This is a genomic window from uncultured Roseibium sp., from assembly GCF_947494555.1.
Taxonomy (GTDB): domain Bacteria; phylum Pseudomonadota; class Alphaproteobacteria; order Rhizobiales; family Stappiaceae; genus Roseibium.
This window is the reverse complement of the sequence record NZ_CANLVF010000002.1, coordinates 133,925-153,003: the sequence shown is the minus strand read 5'-3', so window position 1 is coordinate 153,003 and position 19,079 is coordinate 133,925. Positions and strand designations below refer to the sequence as shown.

The following is a 19,079-nucleotide window of genomic DNA, read 5'->3' as shown; positions in this document are numbered from 1 at the left end:
AGGGATCAGAGGCCGGACTGCGTCTCTGCCAGGAGGTGATCGACAATCCTGTTGAGCGTTTCCGGTTGTATCAAGCCATCGTCGGGAATGTCGCCGGCAAGTGTTATTTGCTTGTCAGCGGATGTTCCCTGTTCGGCGATCGTCCGGATATGCTCCACTTCGGCCTCGCACCCGAAAAAGGCGGCATCGGGGCTGACGAGTTCGATCAGCTCTTCGGCCAGATCAACGAATGGGGCTGTTTCATTCCGCCCGAAATCGATCAGGCTGGCAGCTGTTCCATATCGTTGTGCTTGCCATCTGTTTTCGGCAAGCAGGAACCTGGAATAGGGACGCCAGCTCTGGTTGGCGCGGCGCAGCCGGTAAAGCATCCTGCACAGGCATCGGTAAAGGGCGGCGATCGCAACAGCATCATCCAGGTGCGTGCACACATCTGTGACGCGAAGCTCCAGCGTGGGAAAACGATCCGACGGCCTGAGGTCCCACCAGATCTTGGTCGCATCCTCCAGAACACCGGCATGGCTCAAGATGTCGACGATCTGCCGGTACTCATGATGGCTTTCGAATCGCGGCGGTAAACCGGTTCTGGGCATTTCGTTGAAAACGGCGAGGCGATAGGACTTGAGCCCCGTGTTGCGGCCGCGCCAGAAAGGGGAAGACGTGCTGAGCGCCAGCAAATGCGGAAGGAAATAGGCAAGTTGATTGAAAAGATCGAGGCGCAGTTCATCGTCTTCGATACCGACATGGACATGCATGCCGCAGATGAGCATTCTTCGGGCGACAACCTGCATCGTCCTGGCAATTTGGTTGTAGCGTTCCTTGTCGGTATGGGGCTGGTCCGTCCATTCTGCGAACGGATGGGTCGAGGCGGCGATCGGGGCGAAGTTATGCGCCGATGCCTCCCTGGCAACCGTCTTTCGAAAATAGGCGAGTTCTGCGCGCACCTCCGATAGCGTCATGCATACCGGTGTGCCGACCTCGATCTGGCATTGCAGAAATTCCGGACTGACTCGCCCTTCAAGCGCCCGTTCACATGCGGAAAACAACTCTTTCGGCGGGGAGCTGGCCAGTTTCCGGCTGGTCTTGTCGACCAGCAGATATTCTTCTTCGACGCCAACACTGAAACTCGGTTCTTTCATCAAGACAGCATCCGAATATTTGAATGCCGGTGTCAAGACAGGAAAATCACCTGCAACAGATAGCCGAATACTCAGTGGTGTCGGGTGTTACCAGATATTGCCGGCCCCAGGTGTATAGCTGGCGCTGATGACGGCGTTTGCCTGAAGAACGTCGCATTCCAGAACGCCGGAAAACTTGGCGATCGGCACGTTGGCCTCGAACATCGCGGCAGCGACCTTTACCTTTGTTCCCGCTGATATCTCGACCGTGTCCATGCCCTGTATCAGGACACTTTTGGATGAATTGATGATGACATCCTGATTTTGGATCGTGATGACATTTTCCAGTTCGGTGATGCGTGTTTCGAGGTCGTTGATCCGCTGGCGCAACGTTTCTACGAGCGCTTCGATATTGCTGCTTTGCGAGACAATTTCCGGAGACTTGCTGGGCCGCGGCGGTTCGACGCGCTTCATTGTGGTCGTCGTCACCGCGCGCGCCATCTTTGCGGGTGCGGGCGTATGTCCTTCGGTAACTTTCATAATGTTCCCCCGATCTGAAATATACCGGGCAACGCTATCATGCCGTCGGGGAATGCGGTAGCTGCCGGTCGTACGTGACAGACCAGCCGTTCAAGTTAGCTATTTTTTTTGAAAATGTTGGAGGCCCCGACCGGAATCGAACCGGTGTACACGGATTTGCAATCCGCTGCGTCACCACTCCGCCACAGGGCCACCGTGTGGTGTGCCGCGCCTTATCAAACAGTTGTGCGCATTGGTCAAGTCCAGAATTTGGACTGGTTCACATTTCCACTGCCATGGCCGCGTGCACGAAGGATCTGTCTCAAGCCTGGTATCATTTTCTGAATTCCGGGCGCTCCACTTTCAGGAAATCCGTTGCAAGGGATACTTGTCAGGCCGCGTTTGCCTCGCTAATGAACGTCTTCAGAGGCGCCGGTTTTCCGGCAAGTCAAAGTGAGGGCCGAAATGACGGACTATAGCCAGTCCCGCCGCAAGATGGTGGACAACCAGTTGCGCACCAACGATGTCACCGATCACCGGATCCTTGACGCGATGGAAGCGGTCCCGAGAGAACGCTTTGTGCCGGCGTCGAAAAAGGCTGTCGCTTATATCGACGAGGACCTTCCGGTTGGACCGGCGGATTGCGAACGGTTTCTCATGAAGCCGCATATCTTCGGAAAACTCGTTCAACTGGCCGAAATCCGGAAAGACGATGTTGTTCTGGTTGTCGGCGCGGGAACCGGATACAGCGCCGCCGTCATTGCAGACCTTGCTGCCTCGGTCGTTGCACTTGAGGAAAACGAAGACCTCGTCAAGACGGCAACCGAGGTGCTGGTTGACCTTGGTATTGAGAATGCTGTGGTCGTGGACGGCCCGCTTGTCAAAGGATACGCGTCGGAAGGCCCATATGACGTGATCTTCGTTGACGGATCCGTCGAAGTCTTGCCGGAAACACTGACAGCACAGCTTAAAGAGGCCGGGCGTCTGGTGGTTGTTGAAGGCCAGGGTGGCGCCGGTGCATCGCGCCTCTTCCGCAAGTCAGGTGAGGCGGTCAGCAGCCGATTCGCGTTCAATGCTTCGGTCAGTATGTTGCCCGGCTTTGCCAGGACGGCAGAATTCGTATTTTAGGCGACCGTTTCAGGTCGCGGATGAAAGCCGACGCGGACTTGCGGGTTTTAACAACAGCGCGAGCGGTTTACCTCGGATTTTGACTTGTTGCTATAAAGACGCACTCCGGGAAAAACCGCATTTCTGGCGCGTAAACGCTTGAAGAATAAAACTCTTCAGTTTACTCAACATGCTCAAGTGTCGTGATCCTGAAGGAGCAATGGGTGTCTCGTCGATCAACATTTAGGGCAGCAACCGTCGGACTTGTGCTGATGGGTGGGGTCGCTGCCGTTTCGTTGACTGGACTTACGGTATCTCCAGCGAGAGCCGAAACGATCTGGCAATCGCTCGCATTGGCTTATACCAACAATCCTTCGTTGAACGCCGCGCGGGCGGCGATGCGCTCCACAGACGAAGGAGTGCCGCAGGCATTGTCCGGTTGGCGGCCGACCGTTTCGGCGGCAGCAAGCCTGTCGCGAAGCTGGAGTGATTCCGCGACCGGCAATTTGTCGAATGTGCAAAACAACGCGTCAATCTCGTTGAGCATCAGCCAGACTGTTTTTGCCGGGTTTCGGACCGTGAATTCGGTGCGTCAGGCGGAAGCGCTCGTCCGGGCGCAGCGGGAAAGCCTGATTGCGACAGAGCAGGATACGCTTCTGTCGGCGGCAACAGCCTATGTGAGTGTTATCCAGGATACTGCGCTCGTGTCGCTGCAGCGGAGCGATCTTGCGTTCCTGCAGGAACAGGTTCGGGCTGCCCGTGACCGGTTTGACGTTGGCGAGGGTACGCGCACCGACGTCAGTCAGGCGGAAGCACGTGCCGCTGAAGCGCAGGCAAGTCTTAACTCCGCCATGGCGAATCTCAATTCCAGCCGGGCGGTGTATCGGCAGGTTATCGGCATTGAGGCCAAAAATCTCTCCGCTGACGCCGGCATCAATCGCTTTGTACCAAAGTCGCTTGATACTGCGCTTCAAAGCAGCGAGACCAATCAGCCGCTGATCAAACAGGCGCAGCACCAGGTGGATGCGGCCATTTTTAACGTCAAGGCAATCGAAGGCCAGCTTCTGCCGACCGTTTCGGTCAGCGGCAGTGTCTCCAGAAGCCTCGATACAGAGACCTTTTTTGCCGAAAATCAGGATTCCGCGTCTGTCAGCGGCAGCGTGAGCATTCCCATCTACCAGGCAGGAAGTGTATCTTCCAGCGTCCGGCAGGCGAAAGAATCTCTGGGACAAACCCGTCTCCAACTGGACGTGACCCGGGATCAGATCAGGGCGAACGTCATTTCAGCATGGGGAAATTATCAGGCGGCTGAAGCATCGATTGTTGCAGCGCGTGCCGCTGTCGAGGCGCAGCAGCTTGCGCTCGAAGGCGTTATTGAAGAACAGCGTGTCGGCCAGCGGACCACGCTCGATGTGCTTGACGCACAGCGTGAACTTGTGACGCAGCAGTCGAACCTCGTGACCGCGCAGAGCAACCGGATTATCAGCGGCTACCAGCTGGTGTCCTCTGTTGGCAATCTGAGTGCAAGCAGACTTGGTCTTCGTGTGCAGATCTATGATCCTACGCAGCACTACAAGGCGGTTCGCGGCAAATGGTTCGGTCTCAGAACACCGGACGGTCGTTGAACGGGCGCTCTGCAAAGATCAATTTTCTAAGGGCTGAAGCCAGATGGTTTCGGCCCTTTTGTTTATTTAGAGCCTGACCCCGTATGCCCATAAGCAACTGTTTTCATGTACAGCGGCAAGGCTTTCAACAGACATATGAGGGGATAAGGCGACCGTTTTTTGCACGGTTGCTTTGCGGCTCTGGTATCGACACGCATAATTTCCGATAACGAATCAATTGGAACTTACCGGATAGTCCGCAGCTTGGCTGAATTGCACGGGGGAAGTCATGGCAGAGGCGAAAAAGGCTGAAGAGCCGTCGATGGAGGAGATCCTCGCATCGATCCGCCGCATTATTTCCGATGAAGACACCCAGGGCAACGAGGCGGAAGCGGCAGAAGAAGCAGAAGAAGCAGAAACTCCAGTAGAAGAAGCGGTAGATGATATGGGCGATGCTGGAGAAATGTCGCAGGACGATCTCGACAAACTGTTTGATATGGAGCCAAGCGGCGGCGGAGACTCGTCTGAAGACGAAGCGGACGACATGGCAGCGGCCATGGAAGCCGATGCCGCTGAAGACGAAGGTGAAGACGACGTTCTGGAGTTGACGGAAGAGCTTGCTGTCGAAGAAGACGACAGCATGGAAATGGTCGAAGGGCTCGCGGATGAGTTCGACAGTCCGGCCGGCGACATATCGTTCGCCGAAGAGCCTGAAGCTGTTCTCACCCCGGCACCGGATCCGTTCCCGCCGTCAACGATTGAAACGGCACCGGTTCCGGACGACCTTCCGCTGGTCGCCGAAAACGCGCCTTTGACGTCGAACAATACCGGGGAAGCTGTTCACGCAGCTTTCGACAATCTGTCGAACATGTTTGTTGGCTCCCAGGCACAGACGGTTGAGGAACTTGTTCAGGAAATGTTGCGCCCGATGCTGAAAGCCTGGCTTGATCAGAACCTCCCAGGCATGGTTGAGCAGATGGTGCAAAAGGAAATCCAGCGCGTTACGAGGCGGCGCTGATCTCGAACAGGCCAAAGTGAAGCTACCGGGTCGACAGATGGCATCCGGCAAAGTTCCTGGCAGAGATTGACGTACAAAGCTCGGACCACTCGCATCCGGCACAGCCTCCCCGAATTTCCCCGGCTGCAAAGGCTTTTCTCAATCCAGCGATACGATCTGGCGTAAGGTGGACCGGCTGGCCTGGTCCAACGTCACGGTCCAGAAAATTGCTGACCTGTGCCAATGCGATCGCGTCCCGCTCGAGCACACTGTCATTGTGACAATGGCAACCGTCTTCGTTGAGCATGGCGCGGCAAATATCGTCCGGTCCGGTTACGATCGTGACAGTTTCACCGGCATTCAACCGCTTGATGACCCCGTTGTAGTTTTGCACGAAGCTTGCCGTGTATCCCTTGCCCAAATAGGTCAGGATGCAAAGCAGATGATGGGGCCGGATCGAAACAGTCATGCCGGGCTTATGGCATTTATTTTCGCCGGGCCCAAGCACCGGGGTTTCGTTCTCAGGCAAATGAGGTCTCATCTTGCCTCGAGCGCGCCTTAAGGCTGTTGACTTGTGCCGACGCTTCCGATTTACACGGGAGCTCACGAAATTCGAAATACATCCTCCCATTGAGTGACCCTGATGCTGGATAAGACCTACGATGCGGCAAGTGTCGAGCCGCGGATTTACGAGACCTGGGAACAGTCGGAGGCCTTCAAGGCCGGTGCTGGCGCCAAAGAGGGTGCGCCTGCCTTTTCCATCGTAATTCCGCCGCCAAACGTGACCGGTTCGCTCCACATGGGTCACGCGCTCAACAACACGTTGCAGGACATTCTGATCCGCTGGAAGCGTATGCAGGGATATGACGTCCTCTGGCAGCCCGGCACCGACCACGCCGGGATAGCAACGCAGATGGTGGTTGAACGGGAACTGATGGAAACGCAGCAGCCCGGACGCCGCGAGATGGGACGGGAAGCATTCGTCGAGCGGGTCTGGGAGCAAAAACGCAAATCCGAGGGAACCATCCTTGGTCAGTTGAAGCGTCTGGGTGCCTCCTGCGACTGGAGCCGGACCGAGTTCACCATGTCTGCGAACCTGTCTGCGGCGGTTCTGAAGGTCTTTGTCGATCTTTATAATGAAGGCCTGATCTATCGCTCAAAGCGGCTGGTCAACTGGGACCCCAAATTCGAGACCGCAATCTCGGATCTGGAAGTTGAGAATGTCGAGACAGACGGCCACATGTGGCATTTCAAATATCCGCTGGCCGGCGGCGAGACATATGAATATGTCGAGAAGGACGAGGAGGGTAACATCACCCTCCGCGAGAACCGCGACTACATTTCGATCGCGACCACGCGCCCTGAGACGATGCTGGGAGATGGCGCGGTCGCGGTTCACCCGGGTGACACCCGCTACGCGCCGATTGTCGGCAAGCTCTGCGAAATCCCGGTCGGTCCGAAGGCGCATCGCCGCCTGATTCCGATCATCACGGATAGCTATCCGGATCCAGATTTCGGTTCCGGAGCGGTCAAGATCACCGGCGCACACGACTTCAATGACTATGGCGTCGCACAGCGCAACAAGATCCCGATGTACCGGCTCATGGACACCAAAGGCGCAATGCGTTCTGACGGCGCGCCATATGTCGAGGAGGCGGCTAAAGCACAGGCGATTATTGACGGAACGGAAATGACCGTCAAAGAGGTCGACCTGATCAACATCGTTCCGGACGACTTGCGTGGCCTTGACCGCTATGAGGCGCGCAAGCGTGTCATCGAGCAGATCACGGCGGAGGGGCTCGCGGTCATGGTTCCCGCTGACCGTCCCGACGTTGCCTGGATGAAGGGCAACGCGCCGGAATGGCACCCGCTGGGGAGGGCGATTATTCGCGCTCTAGGTGAAGACGAAGCCGGACCATCCGAGCTGCCGATGGTCGAGTCGAAAAAAATCATGCAGCCATTCGGCGATCGCTCAAAAGTCGTCATCGAGCCGATGTTGACCGACCAGTGGTTCGTCGATGCCAAGACCCTCGCGGGTCCGGCACTTGAAGCGGTCAGGAACGGCACGACAAAGCTGATCCCTGGCAATGCCGACAAGATCTATTACAACTGGCTTGATGATATCCAGCCCTGGTGTATCTCACGCCAGCTCTGGTGGGGACATCAGATCCCGGTTTGGTACGATGAGGACGGCAAAGAATTTTGCGCCCAGACTGAGGAAGAAGCCATTGAAATGGCGGGCGGCAGGGCATTAACGCGTGATGAGGACGTTCTCGACACCTGGTTCTCCTCCGCGCTCTGGCCATTTTCAACCCTGGGCTGGCCGAACAAGACGCCTGAGTTGGAACGCTATTACAAGACCGATGTGCTGATCACGGGTCTAGACATCATCTTCTTCTGGGTCGCCCGAATGATGATGCAGGGCCTGCACTTCATGAATGAAGTGCCGTTCCACACCGTCTATTTCAACTCCATCGTCGTCGACGGCAAAGGCAAGAAAATGTCCAAGTCGACAGGCAACGTCATTGACCCGCTCGACCTGATCGACCGCTTTGGCGCTGACGCAACCCGTTTCGCGCTGGCCAGTCAGGAAGTTCAGGCGCGCAGGATGCTGCGCATGTCTGACCAGGCCGCTGAAGGCGGTCAGCGCTTTGCGACAAAGCTCTGGAACGCATCCCGGTTCGCCGAAATGAATGGTTGTGCGCGCGTCGAAGAATTTGATCCATCCACCACAAAGCACACGCTCAACCGTTGGATCGCGACGGAAACCGGCCGTTGCATCACCGAGGTTACTGCAGCGTTGGAAGACTATCGGTTCAATGATGCGGCCGGTGCGGTCTATAAGTTCACCTGGAACACTTTCTGCGACTGGTTCCTGGAACTCGCCAAACCGATCTTCAATGGTGACGACGAGGCGGCGAAGGCCGAGACGCGCGCTACAACAGCGTGGGCAATCGACGAGATCCTGAAGGTTCTGCACCCGTTCATGCCGTTCCTCACGGAAGAGCTTTGGGAGCGTCTCGGCGACGAGGGCAACAAGGCAGACGGCTTGCTCATGCTTGCTGCCTGGCCACAAGCACTCGTGTCTGACGAAGATGCAGCTGCTGAAATCAACTGGCTTGTGAACCTGATTTCCGAGATACGCTCTGTTCGTGCAGAGATGAACGTACCGGCGGGAGCAAAGGTTTCGGTTGTGATGGTTGGCACGAACGAGCAAACGCGTTCGCGGCTTTCGACACATGAATCGGCTGTGCTCCGACTTGCTCGTGCAGAGACCGTTACGCTCGCGGACACGGCGCCTTCCGGGTCTGCGCAAATCATCGTGGGCGAGGCGACCGTGTGCCTGCCGCTTGCCGGTGTTATTGATCTAAGTGCGGAAAGAGCGCGGCTTCAGAAAGAGATCGGCAAGCTGGAAGCTGAGATATCCAAAACGGAGAAAAAGCTGTCCAATCCGAAGTTTGTTGAAAAAGCTCCCGAAGACGTCGTCGAAGGAGAGCGCGAAAAAGTGGCTGAATCCAAGGTAAAGCTTGAAAAGGTTCAGGTTGCCATGAACAGACTGGCGGAAATTGGCTGACGCGAATGCGGCTTCGGGCGGGTTGTTGTCTTGTCCGGGCCGTAATTCGGTGCTAGCGCGACGACAAAGAAAGCAATTATCCTAGCACCAGCGACTCATTACCTGATGGCAAAAGTGTTCGAAGCGAAAAAAACAGCGATACGACTATGTGCATCTGTTGCACTTGCGGCAATTTCCGCGGTCATCCCCGGCGGCGCTGTCCAGGCCGAAAAGATCGAGAACCCGGTTGCCGTCTTCTCCGGTCTCGACAAGATCACCGGCCGTATCATTTCATTTGATGTTTATATTGGCGAAACAGTGCAATTCGGAGCGCTTCAGGTCACTCCGAGGGTTTGCCACACAAGACCACAAACCGAGTCGCCTTTGACCACCGGTTTTGTTCAGGTGGACGAAATCACCTTGAACAACGAAGTGCGCCGAATTTTCTCAGGATGGATGTATGCCGCGAGCCCAGGTCTTCATGCGGTTGAACACCCGGTCTACGACATCTGGCTGACCAACTGTAAACTTGCCTCCACAGTGCCACCACCGGAAGATTATGACGGGCCACCGATCAAAGGTGTTGTGGCCGAGGGCGAGGATCCGCTCGCAGGACCGGATGATGGCGTCGAAACGGGGCCGGGGATTCCAAGGAAGAAACCCTTCCAGGGATAATTGGGAGCTTTCAGGTTATCTTGCGCGGGGCGTAGCCTGGTTGCCTGAGGTCAAACCCGGTCTTGCTGCGCTCGAAACCAAGCCGTTCATAAAATGCATGCGCCCGGGCATTGCGTTCACCTGACAAAAGCATGATCTTAAAGCATCCTGCCGCCCAGCAGATGTCGATCGCCGCGTTCATCATCCTTTCACCGATGCCCCGGCCGCGGTGCGTGGACAATGTCACGACATTTTCGATCAGCGCATAAGACGCGCATCCGCGGGTCAGGTTCGGTATTACCGAAACAGTCACCGAACCGACGGGTTCGGTTTCCAGGAGAGCAAGCAAGACCGTCAGTCCAGGGTGCTCAAGCATCTGCTGGAAGGTTTCTTCACTGAGATCAGGATCGGCCGTCAGGTCATCCGGATTGAGGTCGTGATTAAGCGACAGGAGACCGGAAAGGTCTTCCATTGTGGCTGGCCGGACTAGAAGCTCATCGGGCAAGGACAAAAAAGCCCGCCTGATCGGCGGGCTCTCCATTGGATCCGGTCAGTCGATGTTGACATAGTCGTCCGGTGTCAGGCCGAGTCGGCCATCGACATAGGTGCCACATCGCTCCAAAAGTTCATCCATGTCATTTTCGAAAAAGTGGTTGGCACCCGGAATGGTCTCGTGATCGATCACGATGCCTTTTTGGGTTTTCAACTTGTCGACAAGTGTCTGGACATCTTTTTGCGGGACCACCTTGTCGTTGTCGCCATGAACGATCAGTCCTGAAGACGGGCAGGGGGCGAGGAACGAGAAGTCGTGCAGGTTTGCAGGCGGTGCGACTGAGATAAAGCCTTCCACTTCGGGACGGCGCATCAGAAGTTGCATGCCGATCCAGGCGCCGAATGAAAAGCCGCCAATCCAGCACGCGCGCGCGTCCGGGTGCACTGTTTGGACCCAGTCCAGCGCCGCGGCCGCGTCGGACAATTCGCCCTGACCGTGATCAAATGTTCCCTGCGACCGGCCAACGCCACGGAAATTGAAGCGCAAGACCGCAAAACCGCGTTTCGCGAACATGTAGTACATCTGGTAGACGATCTGGTTGTTCATCGTGCCGCCAAACTGCGGATGAAGGTGTAGAACCAGTGCAATGGGAGCGTTGCGTTTTTTGGCGGGATGGAACCGGCCCTCGAGCCGGCCGGCGGGACCGTTGAAGATCACCTCAGGCATGAAGCGCTATGTCCTTGTCATTTTGTCGCGCCGGGGAATCGGAGCGTTGGAAATTGGGTTCTATCTACGTGGTTTCCCGTAAGTCTAAACTTGACTCTTAGCCTCCTAGTTTCTAGAACCTTGTTTAGAATTATTCGAAAGTTCGCGCCACCCCCTTGATTGCGGCAACGCTCAGTTCGACCAGTTGGGGGGTGTTATCGTCATCACAGCGAAAAATTTCAAGTTTTTCGAACATGTGTTTGGCGTTTAAGCGGAATCTCGATGCGCTTGAACCACCTAATAGGGCATTTGCGGCCTCATGCCACGTCGATCCGAACCAATCTATCTCGATTACAATGCCGGTGCGCCTTTGCGCCCGGCAGTGCGCGAGAGCATGATCGAGGTTCTGAACGACACAGGAAACGCCTCTTCCGTGCACTCGGACGGAAGACGTGCACGCGGCCGGATTGAAGCTGCAAGGGAAAAGGTTGCCCGCCTGTGCGGCGTACAGAGCCGCTCCGTCACGTTTGTCTCCGGCGGCACCGAAGGCAACATGATGGCGTTGACGCCGGTCTGGCAGGCACAAGGCGCACCGGTTTATCTCGAAAAGCTCTTCAGAAGCGCTATCGAACACCCTTCCGTTGTGACAGGTGGCCGGTTCGCGGTTTCCAAACAGCTCGTCGTGCCGGTTGATAGCGATGGCGTCGTCCGGATTGATGTTCTAAGGGACAGTGTCTGTGATGAAGAGCCGAGCCTGATATCGGTCATGGCAGCCAACAATGAGACCGGCGTCATTCAACCGCTCGCCGAAATCGGGGCCATCGCCCAGGAGCATGGTCACTTTTTCCATGTCGACGCGGTTCAGGCTGCAGGACGGCTAGAAATCGACATGGACGCCTGGCAAGCAGACGCGCTTACGATTTCCGCACACAAGTTTGGCGGGCCGCAGGGTATCGGGTCCGTGGTTGTTCGCTCTGCGGCAAAGACACCGTCCGCATTGATGGTGGGTGGCGGACAGGAGAGCTGGCGACGCGGCGGAACCGAAAATGTCGCGGCGATTGCCGGTTTTGGAGTTGCTGCCGACGCAGCCCTTGAAGAAACGGCTAACCTGCGCCATGTGCCTGAACTGAAGACCCGGTTGGAGAAAGGTCTGCGGGCAATTTGCCCTACGACTGTCGTTTTTGGTGAAAAGCGGGAGCGATTGGCAAATACATGCTGTTTCGCAGTGCCTGGAATTTCGGCCGAAACCGCATTGATCGCCTTGGATCTGGAACGCGTATCAGTTTCGTCAGGATCTGCATGCTCGTCGGGAAAGGTCTCCGTTTCCCATGTCTTGACCGCAATGGGCGTTGAAGACGATTTCGCCCGCTGTGCACTTCGTATCAGCATGGGTTGGAACACGACGAGAGCAGATATCGAGGGCTTTCTCGATGTATGGCCAGGAATCGTCGATCGGCTTAACCCGGACGCGCGCCACAAGGCTGCATGACCGGATAAAATTCGGCGGATAGCCGCCAGAGTAATGGCGCAGGAGCCAAGTGGCCCTGCACCCGGATGTTCAATGAGCGGGCAGACCACCCGCGTAATGGAGGCAAGTGATGCCAGCTGTACAGGAAACCATCGATCGGGTGAAAGCAATCGATGTAGACCAGTATAAATACGGCTTCGTAACCGACATCGAGTCGGAAAAAGGCGCTAAGGGTCTTTCGGAAGAGACGGTCCGTTTCCTGTCCGCCAAAAAGAACGAACCGGAGTGGATGACGGAGTGGCGTCTTGATGCGCTTCGCCGGTTCAAGCAGATGGAAGAGCCGAACTGGGCTCGTGTTTCCTACCCGAAGATTGATTTCGACGACCTTTACTACTGGGCCGCGCCGAAATCCGTTGAGGGACCGAAAAGCCTCGACGAAGTCGATCCGGAACTGCTGGCAACCTACGCGAAACTGGGTATCCCGCTTGCAGAGCAGGAGATTCTGGCAGGGGTTGAACCCAAAAACCGGGTCGCGGTCGATGCCGTCTTCGATTCCGTTTCCGTCGTGACCACCTTCAAGGAAGAGCTGAAAAAGGCTGGCGTCATTTTCTGCTCGATTTCAGAAGCCTTGCGCGAATACCCCGAACTGGTCCGCAAATACCTCGGTTCCGTGGTGCCGGTGACGGACAACTTTTATGCGACGCTGAACTCCGCAGTCTTTTCGGATGGTTCGTTCGTCTATGTCCCGGAAGGCGTCCGCTGCCCCATGGAACTGTCGACCTATTTCCGCATCAACGAGCAGAACACGGGACAGTTCGAGCGAACGCTGATCATCGCCGAAAAAGGTTCCTACGTGTCCTACCTGGAAGGCTGTACAGCGCCGCAGCGCGATGAAAACCAGTTGCATGCGGCCGTTGTTGAGCTCGTTGCTCTTGATGACGCGGAAATCAAGTATTCGACGGTCCAGAACTGGTTCCCGGGTGACAAGAACGGCAAGGGCGGCATCTACAACTTCGTCACCAAACGTGGTGACTGCCGTGGCAAGAATTCCAAGATTTCCTGGACGCAGGTAGAAACCGGTTCCGCGATCACCTGGAAATACCCGTCCTGTATCCTGCGTGGCGAAAATTCGCGTGGCGAGTTCTATTCCATCGCTGTCTCCAATGGCTACCAGCAGGTCGACAGCGGCACCAAGATGATTCACCTTGGCAAGAATTCATCGAGCCGGATCATCTCAAAAGGTATCTCAGCCGGAAAGTCCCAGAACACCTACCGCGGCCTTGTCTCGGCCCACCGCAAGGCGTCAAACGCGAGAAATTTCACGCAGTGCGACTCGCTTCTGATCGGTCAGGACTGCGGCGCACATACAGTGCCTTATATCGAGAGCAAGAATGCATCGGCACAGTTCGAGCACGAGGCCACCACTTCGAAAATCTCGGACGACCAGATGTTCTACTGCCTGCAGCGCGGTTTGTCGGAAGAAGAAGCGGTCGCGCTGATCGTCAATGGCTTCGTGAAGGACGTCATCCAGCAGCTGCCGATGGAATTTGCGGTTGAAGCCCAGAAGCTGATCTCGATAAGCCTCGAAGGATCCGTAGGGTAACAATGCCGCGTCGCAGGTTGCAGGAAATTCTGATGGAGGTCGCGAATGACAGACGCATCTGATTTTCCCAAGGTCACAGAAGCGTTCATGGCGAGCTACGATCATGCCACGCCGTCCGGACACGGACATCCGGCGTGCAAGCGGAACCGCCTGGCAAACATCGGGATAGACTGTCGTCAAAGTGCCGGCAGTCCGATTGATCTCGATCTGATGACAGACCGCGAATACACCTACATCTGCGAAACCAGTGACGACGGTTGGTTGATTGGTGGCGGCGATACCACAAAGCTTAAGCGACCGGACACGGCGCACGCTGAAATCTGGCGCTTCGGACCTGACAATGCGGATGAAGGCGGTATCTCATTTGAAACGGTGGAGGCCATTCTCGGTGCGATCCGGTTCGCGCCGATAAAGTTGAAACCGAAGAAAATCAACCTGACGCCATCGAGCGAACTGGAACTGTTATGCGTCTATGAGCCCGACAGCGTGATCGGCACCTTGTTCGGTGTCTTGAGCGACGTTCTGGCTTGTCCGTGCGGCGACTATGGCAACCCGTTCCACATCACACTTGTTCGTGGAGTCAAGTTTCGCTCAGCCGAAGCGCAGGCACAATATCTGGCGACAAAACAGAGGATCGTCGAAACATGGCGCGCCGAGTATCCGGATGGCGTCATGTTCAATGATGGCGGCATAGACCTGTTCAGGAACCGGGAAGAAATTCTCTCGCACTTCCCGCCCACATTGAACACAGGTTTCAGTGCCGACCTTGATGCCCTGAAGGCAATGCGTTGAACAGGGTGGCAAAATGGTTGAGCAATCAGGCGAAGAGACAAGGCCGAGATGCGTCAAGGTTTTACCGAATGAGTGTCGGCAGGCGTCAGAACGAGGAGCTCTGGGTGCCCGCAGAGGAATTGGAAGAGTTTAAGAGCAAGATCGTGGGGCTAATCGAAGGCACTCAGAAGTTTGTCGCTGGTTAGTACTAGAATCAGACAGCTTTGACTGTTCGCCGATGTGTTAGGAAGCCACAATTGCGAGGTTGAAAACAGCGATGGGTCGCGGTGCGGAATTTCAGGAACTAGGCATAGCACGGTCACAAATTACGGCGGCAAAAGCCCGCATGAACTGTGCTCAGGGGTTAGAGGCGCAACACAGGTATATGCGCGCATATCTCGCCGAACTGTTCTTCGGGACGCTCTTCGGTATTTTATCGTTTGCGTCGTTGTTATTGCTGATTTTTGACCAGAGCTTGGCACCGTACGCACTGGCACCATTGGCAATTGCAGCTTTTGGATACGTTGGCACTAAGGTTCGGCGCATCGTCGAAATACGCAAGAAAAGAGCTGAAGATCTTCGCCAAATGGCGATTGAAAGAGACAAAACTGAAAACGAGACGGAAGCAAATAATGCTTGAGATCAAAAACCTTCACGCCCGCATTGCGGAAGACGAAACAGAAATCCTGCGTGGCGTCGATCTGACGGTCAATGCAGGTGAAGTCCATGCCATCATGGGTCCGAACGGATCGGGCAAGTCGACCCTGTCCTATGTTCTGGCCGGCAAGGACGACTATGAAATCACCGAGGGTGAAGTGCTCTTCAATGGCGAAAACATGCTGGAGATGGATCCGGACGAGCGCGCCGCAGCGGGCATGTTCCTGGCGTTCCAGTATCCGATCGAGATCCCTGGCGTCGCCACCATGGAATTCCTGAAGACCGCCATGAACGCGCAGCGCAAGGCGCGAGGCGAGGATGCGCTTTCTATCCCTGACTTCATGAGACGCGTGAAAGCCGCGGCAGCACACCTGAATGTCTCCATGGACATGCTGAAGCGCCCCTTGAATGTCGGGTTTTCCGGCGGTGAGAAGAAACGTGCGGAAATTCTGCAGATGTCGCTTCTGGAGCCAAAGCTGTGTGTTTTGGACGAAACGGACTCCGGTCTCGACATTGATGCCCTGCGTGTCGTGTCGGAAGGTGTCAACAAGCTGCGCGCACCCGACCGCGCCATGGTTGTGATCACGCACTATCAGCGTCTGCTCGATCACATCGTACCGGATGTCGTTCACGTTCTCTCCAAGGGAAAAATCGTGAAATCAGGCAACAAGGATCTGGCGCTTGAGCTGGAGAAGAACGGGTACGCCGACTACGTTGACACGGCCGCTTGAGGGAGCAACGCGAAATGAACGCCAGCATGCCGATCAGACACACTCAGGCCGAGAGCGACCTCTTCGACCGTTACGACAAGGCCAAATCGTCCTTTGCCGGGTCGGTCGCGGTTACAGCGCTCCGGGAAGCTGCCGTCGACCAGATCCGTGACCATGGCCTGCCGCACCGCCGCGTAGAGGAATATAAATACACAGACCTGCGTGCCTTCCTGAAGGCTGCCTCACCGTTGTCGGCCGCAGCAGACCTTGTCGCCGCAAAGAACCTCCTTGCCGAGCAAAACAGCTACGGTGATCTGGAACGGCACAGGATTGTCGTCGCCAACGGTGTTTATGTCGCTGAACTTTCTGACAGTGATGCTCTGGCTGCCGAAGGGGTGAAGATCCAGGATCTGAATGACGTTCTCGAAGGTGAGAACGGCTCACAATATTTGACGGCACCGAAGTCTGGGCTGAGCGACGGAGTGCTTGCACTCAATACGGCCTTCGTTCAGGGCGGCGTTGTTCTCGAAGTTGCAGATGGCGCGGATGTATCCAAACCTGTCGAACTCGTGCACATTGCCACCTCGTCCGGGGCGCAGGTCACGCGGAACCAAGTGAGGGTTGGCGCAGGTGCAAGGCTGCGGCTCCTGGAGACGTTCACTGGCGAAACAGGCGGCGGCGAAATCAATTCCGTTTTCGATTACCACGTTGCCGACAAGGCATACCTGGCCGCGACACGTCTGATCGTGGGCAAGGATGAGGCGGCGCGGCTGTTCACGTCGGTTACGACGATTGGCGCGGAAGCTGAATTCAAATCCCTCGGTTTCATGGCGGGCCCGCGATTTGCCAGAAACCAGCAATTCGTCAATTTCACCGGAGAAAACTCCGAGGCGAAGATTTACGGTGTAACCATGGCCGGCGGCGACGACCTTGCGGATCAGACCCTGATCGTTGACCACGCCGTGCCGCATTGTAACAGCCGCGAGTTCTTCAAGACTGTGCTCGATGGCCGCGCCAAGGGCATTTATCAGGGCCGAATCAACGTCGCCCAGCATGCGCAGAAGACCGATGGCGAGATGATGACGCAGGCGCTTCTCCTGTCGGAAGACGCTGAGATGGCGAATAAGCCGGAACTTGAGATCTTTGCTGACGACGTCATCTGTGCGCACGGTGCGACCAGCGGACAGATTGACGAGGATCTCCTGTTCTATTTACGTGCGCGCGGTATCCCTGAGGCGGAAGCAAAGACCCTTCTTGTTCTTGCGTTCCTGTCGGAAGCGATCGAGGAATACGGCGAAGACGATGTAACGGAAGGCCTTGAAGAACGCGTTCGCGACTGGTTGGCAGGGCACTAGTCGGCGTTGGGGCAAATGGAAACAAGGAGCAGTGCCGCATGACCGTCGCGACTGCAGAACGAGCACCTCAGATCTCAGGCTACGATGTCGAGGCCATTCGGCGCGATTTCCCGATCCTGTCGCGGGAAGTCTATGGCAAGCCTCTGGTCTATCTTGACAATGGCGCGTCGGCACAAAAGCCGAACGCAGTGATCGACGCCGTAACGAAGGCCTATTCGGAAGAATATGCCAACGTTCACCGAGGTCTGCATTTCCTGTCGAATACTGCGACGGACAATTACGAGGCGGCGCGCGAAAAGGTCCGCCGGTTCCTGAACGCCAAATCGGTTGATGAGGTGGTGTTCACCAAGTCGACAACGGAGGCGATCAACCTTGTCTCTTACGGGCTGGGACCGGACTATTTCGGTGAAGGCGATGAAATCGTGCTCTCGATCATGGAGCACCACTCCAATATCGTCCCGTGGCATTTTCATCGTGAACGGCATGGCTCGGTCCTGAAGTGGGTCTACGTCCGTGAAGACGGCTCTTTCGACCTCGACGCGTTCGTGCACACGCTGACCGACCGAACGAAGCTTGTCGCGATCACGCATATGTCCAACGTGCTCGGGACAGTAGTGCCGATCAAGGAAATCTGCGAGATCGCACACGAACGGGGCATCCAGGTTCTGGTCGACGGCAGCCAGGCAGCGGTCCACATGCCCGTGGACGTTCAGGATCTCGGCTGCGACTACTACGTCTTCACCGGCCACAAGGTCTACGGGCCATCAGGCATCGGTGTGCTCTGGGGCAAACCGGAAAGGCTCAACGCCTTGCGTCCCTTCAATGGCGGCGGTGAGATGATCCTGGACGTCACGGAAGACGTGATCACCTACAACGACCCGCCGCATCGGTTTGAAGCCGGAACGCCGCCGATCGTTCAGGCTATTGGTCTTGGTGCGGCGCTCGACTATATGGACACCATCGGGCGCGAAAACATCGCAAGGCACGAAGCGGACTTGAAGGACTACGCCCACCAGAAACTGAGGGAAATCAACTCACTCAGGATATTCGGCGATGCGCCGGGCAAGGGGGCGATTGTCTCATTTGAAATTGAAGGTGCACACGCCCACGATGTCGCGACGATCATTGACCGAGCAGGGGTCGCGGTCAGGGCAGGGACACATTGTGCGCAGCCGCTCTTGGCAAGATACGGGGTAACGTCTACATGTCGTGCAAGCTTCGGGCTTTACAACACGCGTGATGAAGTGGACGCTCTTTACGAAGCCCTTTTGAAGGCCCAGAGTTTTTTCGGGTAAGGACGGACCCAGGATGGAAAACGTGACAACAATCGATACGGCTGCTGACGGCGCTGAGCTGCAGGCGGAAGTTTCGGCCAAAACCGGTATTCCCGGCGATGAACTCGATCGCCTGACGACGGATATTGTCGGCGCTCTGAAGTCGGTCTACGACCCTGAAATCCCTTGTGATATCTACGAGTTAGGCTTGATCTACAAGGTCGATATCGAGGACGACCGCTCGATCAATATTGATATGACCCTGACAGCGCCAGGTTGTCCGGTTGCGGGTGAAATGCCGGGATGGGTCGAGAACGCGGTGTCTGCGGTTGCAGGGGTCGGGCCCGTCAATGTCGATATGGTGTTCGATCCGCCCTGGACGCCTGATCGCATGTCGGACGAAGCGAAAGTCGCGCTCAACTGGTATTGAGTTCGAAACCTTTTATCCGATAAGCTGAGCACCTATATCAGGTTTTGGTGATCTGGAGCAGAAC

18 protein-coding genes and 1 tRNA gene are annotated in these 19,079 nt (G+C 56.2%); 13 read left to right on the top strand and 6 right to left on the bottom strand.

The genetic code is table 11. From position 1 onward, the window contains the following. Window positions 1-5: 5 nt before the first annotated feature. The 3 genes from Q0915_RS09260 to Q0915_RS09250 form a co-directional block, all read right to left on the bottom strand. Window positions 6-1,136, bottom strand: coding sequence for a carboxylate-amine ligase (locus Q0915_RS09260; protein WP_299470636.1), 1,131 nt, complete (start codon window positions 1,134-1,136; stop codon window positions 6-8). An 87-nt stretch (window positions 1,137-1,223) separates the two neighbouring features. After that, window positions 1,224-1,655 (bottom strand): hypothetical protein, encoded by a 432-nt coding sequence (locus tag Q0915_RS09255; protein ID WP_299470634.1) that lies wholly within the window; start codon window positions 1,653-1,655, stop codon window positions 1,224-1,226. A gap of 118 nt (window positions 1,656-1,773) precedes the next feature. Further along, window positions 1,774-1,847: transfer RNA gene (locus Q0915_RS09250), tRNA-Cys, on the bottom strand. Between the two features lie 252 nt (window positions 1,848-2,099). On the opposite strand from Q0915_RS09250, the gene Q0915_RS09245 reads away from it, so the two are divergent. The 3 genes from Q0915_RS09245 to Q0915_RS09235 all read left to right on the top strand — a co-directional run bounded on the left by Q0915_RS09245 (window position 2,100) and on the right by Q0915_RS09235 (window position 5,363). Next, window positions 2,100-2,762 (top strand): protein-L-isoaspartate O-methyltransferase, encoded by a 663-nt coding sequence (locus tag Q0915_RS09245; protein WP_299470632.1) that lies wholly within the window; start codon window positions 2,100-2,102, stop codon window positions 2,760-2,762. A gap of 251 nt (window positions 2,763-3,013) precedes the next feature. Beyond that, a complete protein-coding gene (locus tag Q0915_RS09240; protein WP_299472296.1) occupies window positions 3,014-4,366 on the top strand; it encodes a TolC family outer membrane protein in 1,353 nt (450 codons plus the stop codon). A gap of 268 nt (window positions 4,367-4,634) precedes the next feature. Then, window positions 4,635-5,363, top strand: a complete 729-nt coding sequence (locus tag Q0915_RS09235) for a DUF2497 domain-containing protein (RefSeq protein WP_299470630.1) — start codon at window positions 4,635-4,637, stop codon at window positions 5,361-5,363. A gap of 22 nt (window positions 5,364-5,385) precedes the next feature. On the opposite strand, the gene Q0915_RS09230 is transcribed toward Q0915_RS09235, so the two are convergent. Then, window positions 5,386-5,811, bottom strand: a complete 426-nt coding sequence (locus tag Q0915_RS09230) for a DUF1284 domain-containing protein (protein ID WP_299470628.1) — start codon at window positions 5,809-5,811, stop codon at window positions 5,386-5,388. A gap of 174 nt (window positions 5,812-5,985) precedes the next feature. Between Q0915_RS09230 and Q0915_RS09225 the strand changes: the two genes are divergently transcribed. Together Q0915_RS09225 and Q0915_RS09220 are read left to right on the top strand one after the other, a co-directional pair. Beyond that, window positions 5,986-8,916 carry a valine--tRNA ligase gene (locus Q0915_RS09225; protein WP_299470626.1) on the top strand — a complete coding sequence of 977 codons (2,931 nt, stop codon included), beginning with the start codon at window positions 5,986-5,988 and terminating at the stop codon, window positions 8,914-8,916. A 105-nt stretch (window positions 8,917-9,021) separates the two neighbouring features. Then, entirely contained in the window at window positions 9,022-9,570 is a 549-nt protein-coding gene (locus Q0915_RS09220) for a DUF2155 domain-containing protein (protein ID WP_299470624.1), read from the top strand. Between the two features lie 10 nt (window positions 9,571-9,580). Here the strand turns inward: Q0915_RS09220 and Q0915_RS09215 are convergent, their stop codons facing one another. Then, window positions 9,581-10,021: a GNAT family N-acetyltransferase gene (locus tag Q0915_RS09215; RefSeq protein ID WP_299470623.1), complete on the bottom strand. Its 441-nt coding sequence runs from the start codon at window positions 10,019-10,021 to the stop codon at window positions 9,581-9,583. A 78-nt stretch (window positions 10,022-10,099) separates the two neighbouring features. Further along, a complete protein-coding gene (locus tag Q0915_RS09210) occupies window positions 10,100-10,768 on the bottom strand; it encodes an alpha/beta hydrolase (RefSeq protein ID WP_299470621.1) in 669 nt (222 codons plus the stop codon). A 298-nt stretch (window positions 10,769-11,066) separates the two neighbouring features. Here Q0915_RS09210 and Q0915_RS09205 point away from each other — a divergent pair, with 298 nt between their 5' ends. The 8 genes from Q0915_RS09205 to Q0915_RS09170 all read left to right on the top strand — a co-directional run bounded on the left by Q0915_RS09205 (window position 11,067) and on the right by Q0915_RS09170 (window position 19,015). Continuing rightward, complete coding sequence (locus Q0915_RS09205; protein WP_299470619.1) at window positions 11,067-12,236, top strand: cysteine desulfurase family protein; 1,170 nt, start codon at window positions 11,067-11,069, stop codon at window positions 12,234-12,236. Between the two features lie 109 nt (window positions 12,237-12,345). Further along, window positions 12,346-13,818, top strand: a complete 1,473-nt coding sequence (gene sufB / locus Q0915_RS09200; protein WP_299470618.1) for a Fe-S cluster assembly protein SufB — start codon at window positions 12,346-12,348, stop codon at window positions 13,816-13,818. 45 nt (window positions 13,819-13,863) lie between these two features. Beyond that, window positions 13,864-14,610, top strand: a complete 747-nt coding sequence (locus Q0915_RS09195; protein ID WP_299470616.1) for a hypothetical protein — start codon at window positions 13,864-13,866, stop codon at window positions 14,608-14,610. A gap of 244 nt (window positions 14,611-14,854) precedes the next feature. Then, a complete protein-coding gene (locus Q0915_RS09190) occupies window positions 14,855-15,229 on the top strand; it encodes a hypothetical protein (RefSeq protein WP_299544261.1) in 375 nt (124 codons plus the stop codon). Further along, window positions 15,222-15,977 carry a Fe-S cluster assembly ATPase SufC gene (gene sufC / locus Q0915_RS09185; protein WP_299470611.1) on the top strand — a complete coding sequence of 252 codons (756 nt, stop codon included), beginning with the start codon at window positions 15,222-15,224 and terminating at the stop codon, window positions 15,975-15,977. The genes Q0915_RS09190 and sufC overlap by 8 nt, the downstream gene beginning before the upstream one ends. Before the next feature lie 14 nt (window positions 15,978-15,991). Continuing rightward, window positions 15,992-17,311 (top strand): Fe-S cluster assembly protein SufD, encoded by a 1,320-nt coding sequence (sufD, locus tag Q0915_RS09180; protein WP_299470609.1) that lies wholly within the window; start codon window positions 15,992-15,994, stop codon window positions 17,309-17,311. Window positions 17,312-17,349: 38 nt separating this feature from the next. Beyond that, window positions 17,350-18,606, top strand: a complete 1,257-nt coding sequence (locus tag Q0915_RS09175; protein WP_299470607.1) for a cysteine desulfurase — start codon at window positions 17,350-17,352, stop codon at window positions 18,604-18,606. A 13-nt stretch (window positions 18,607-18,619) separates the two neighbouring features. Beyond that, window positions 18,620-19,015 (top strand): SUF system Fe-S cluster assembly protein, encoded by a 396-nt coding sequence (locus Q0915_RS09170; protein WP_299470605.1) that lies wholly within the window; start codon window positions 18,620-18,622, stop codon window positions 19,013-19,015. Window positions 19,016-19,079 lie beyond the last annotated feature (64 nt).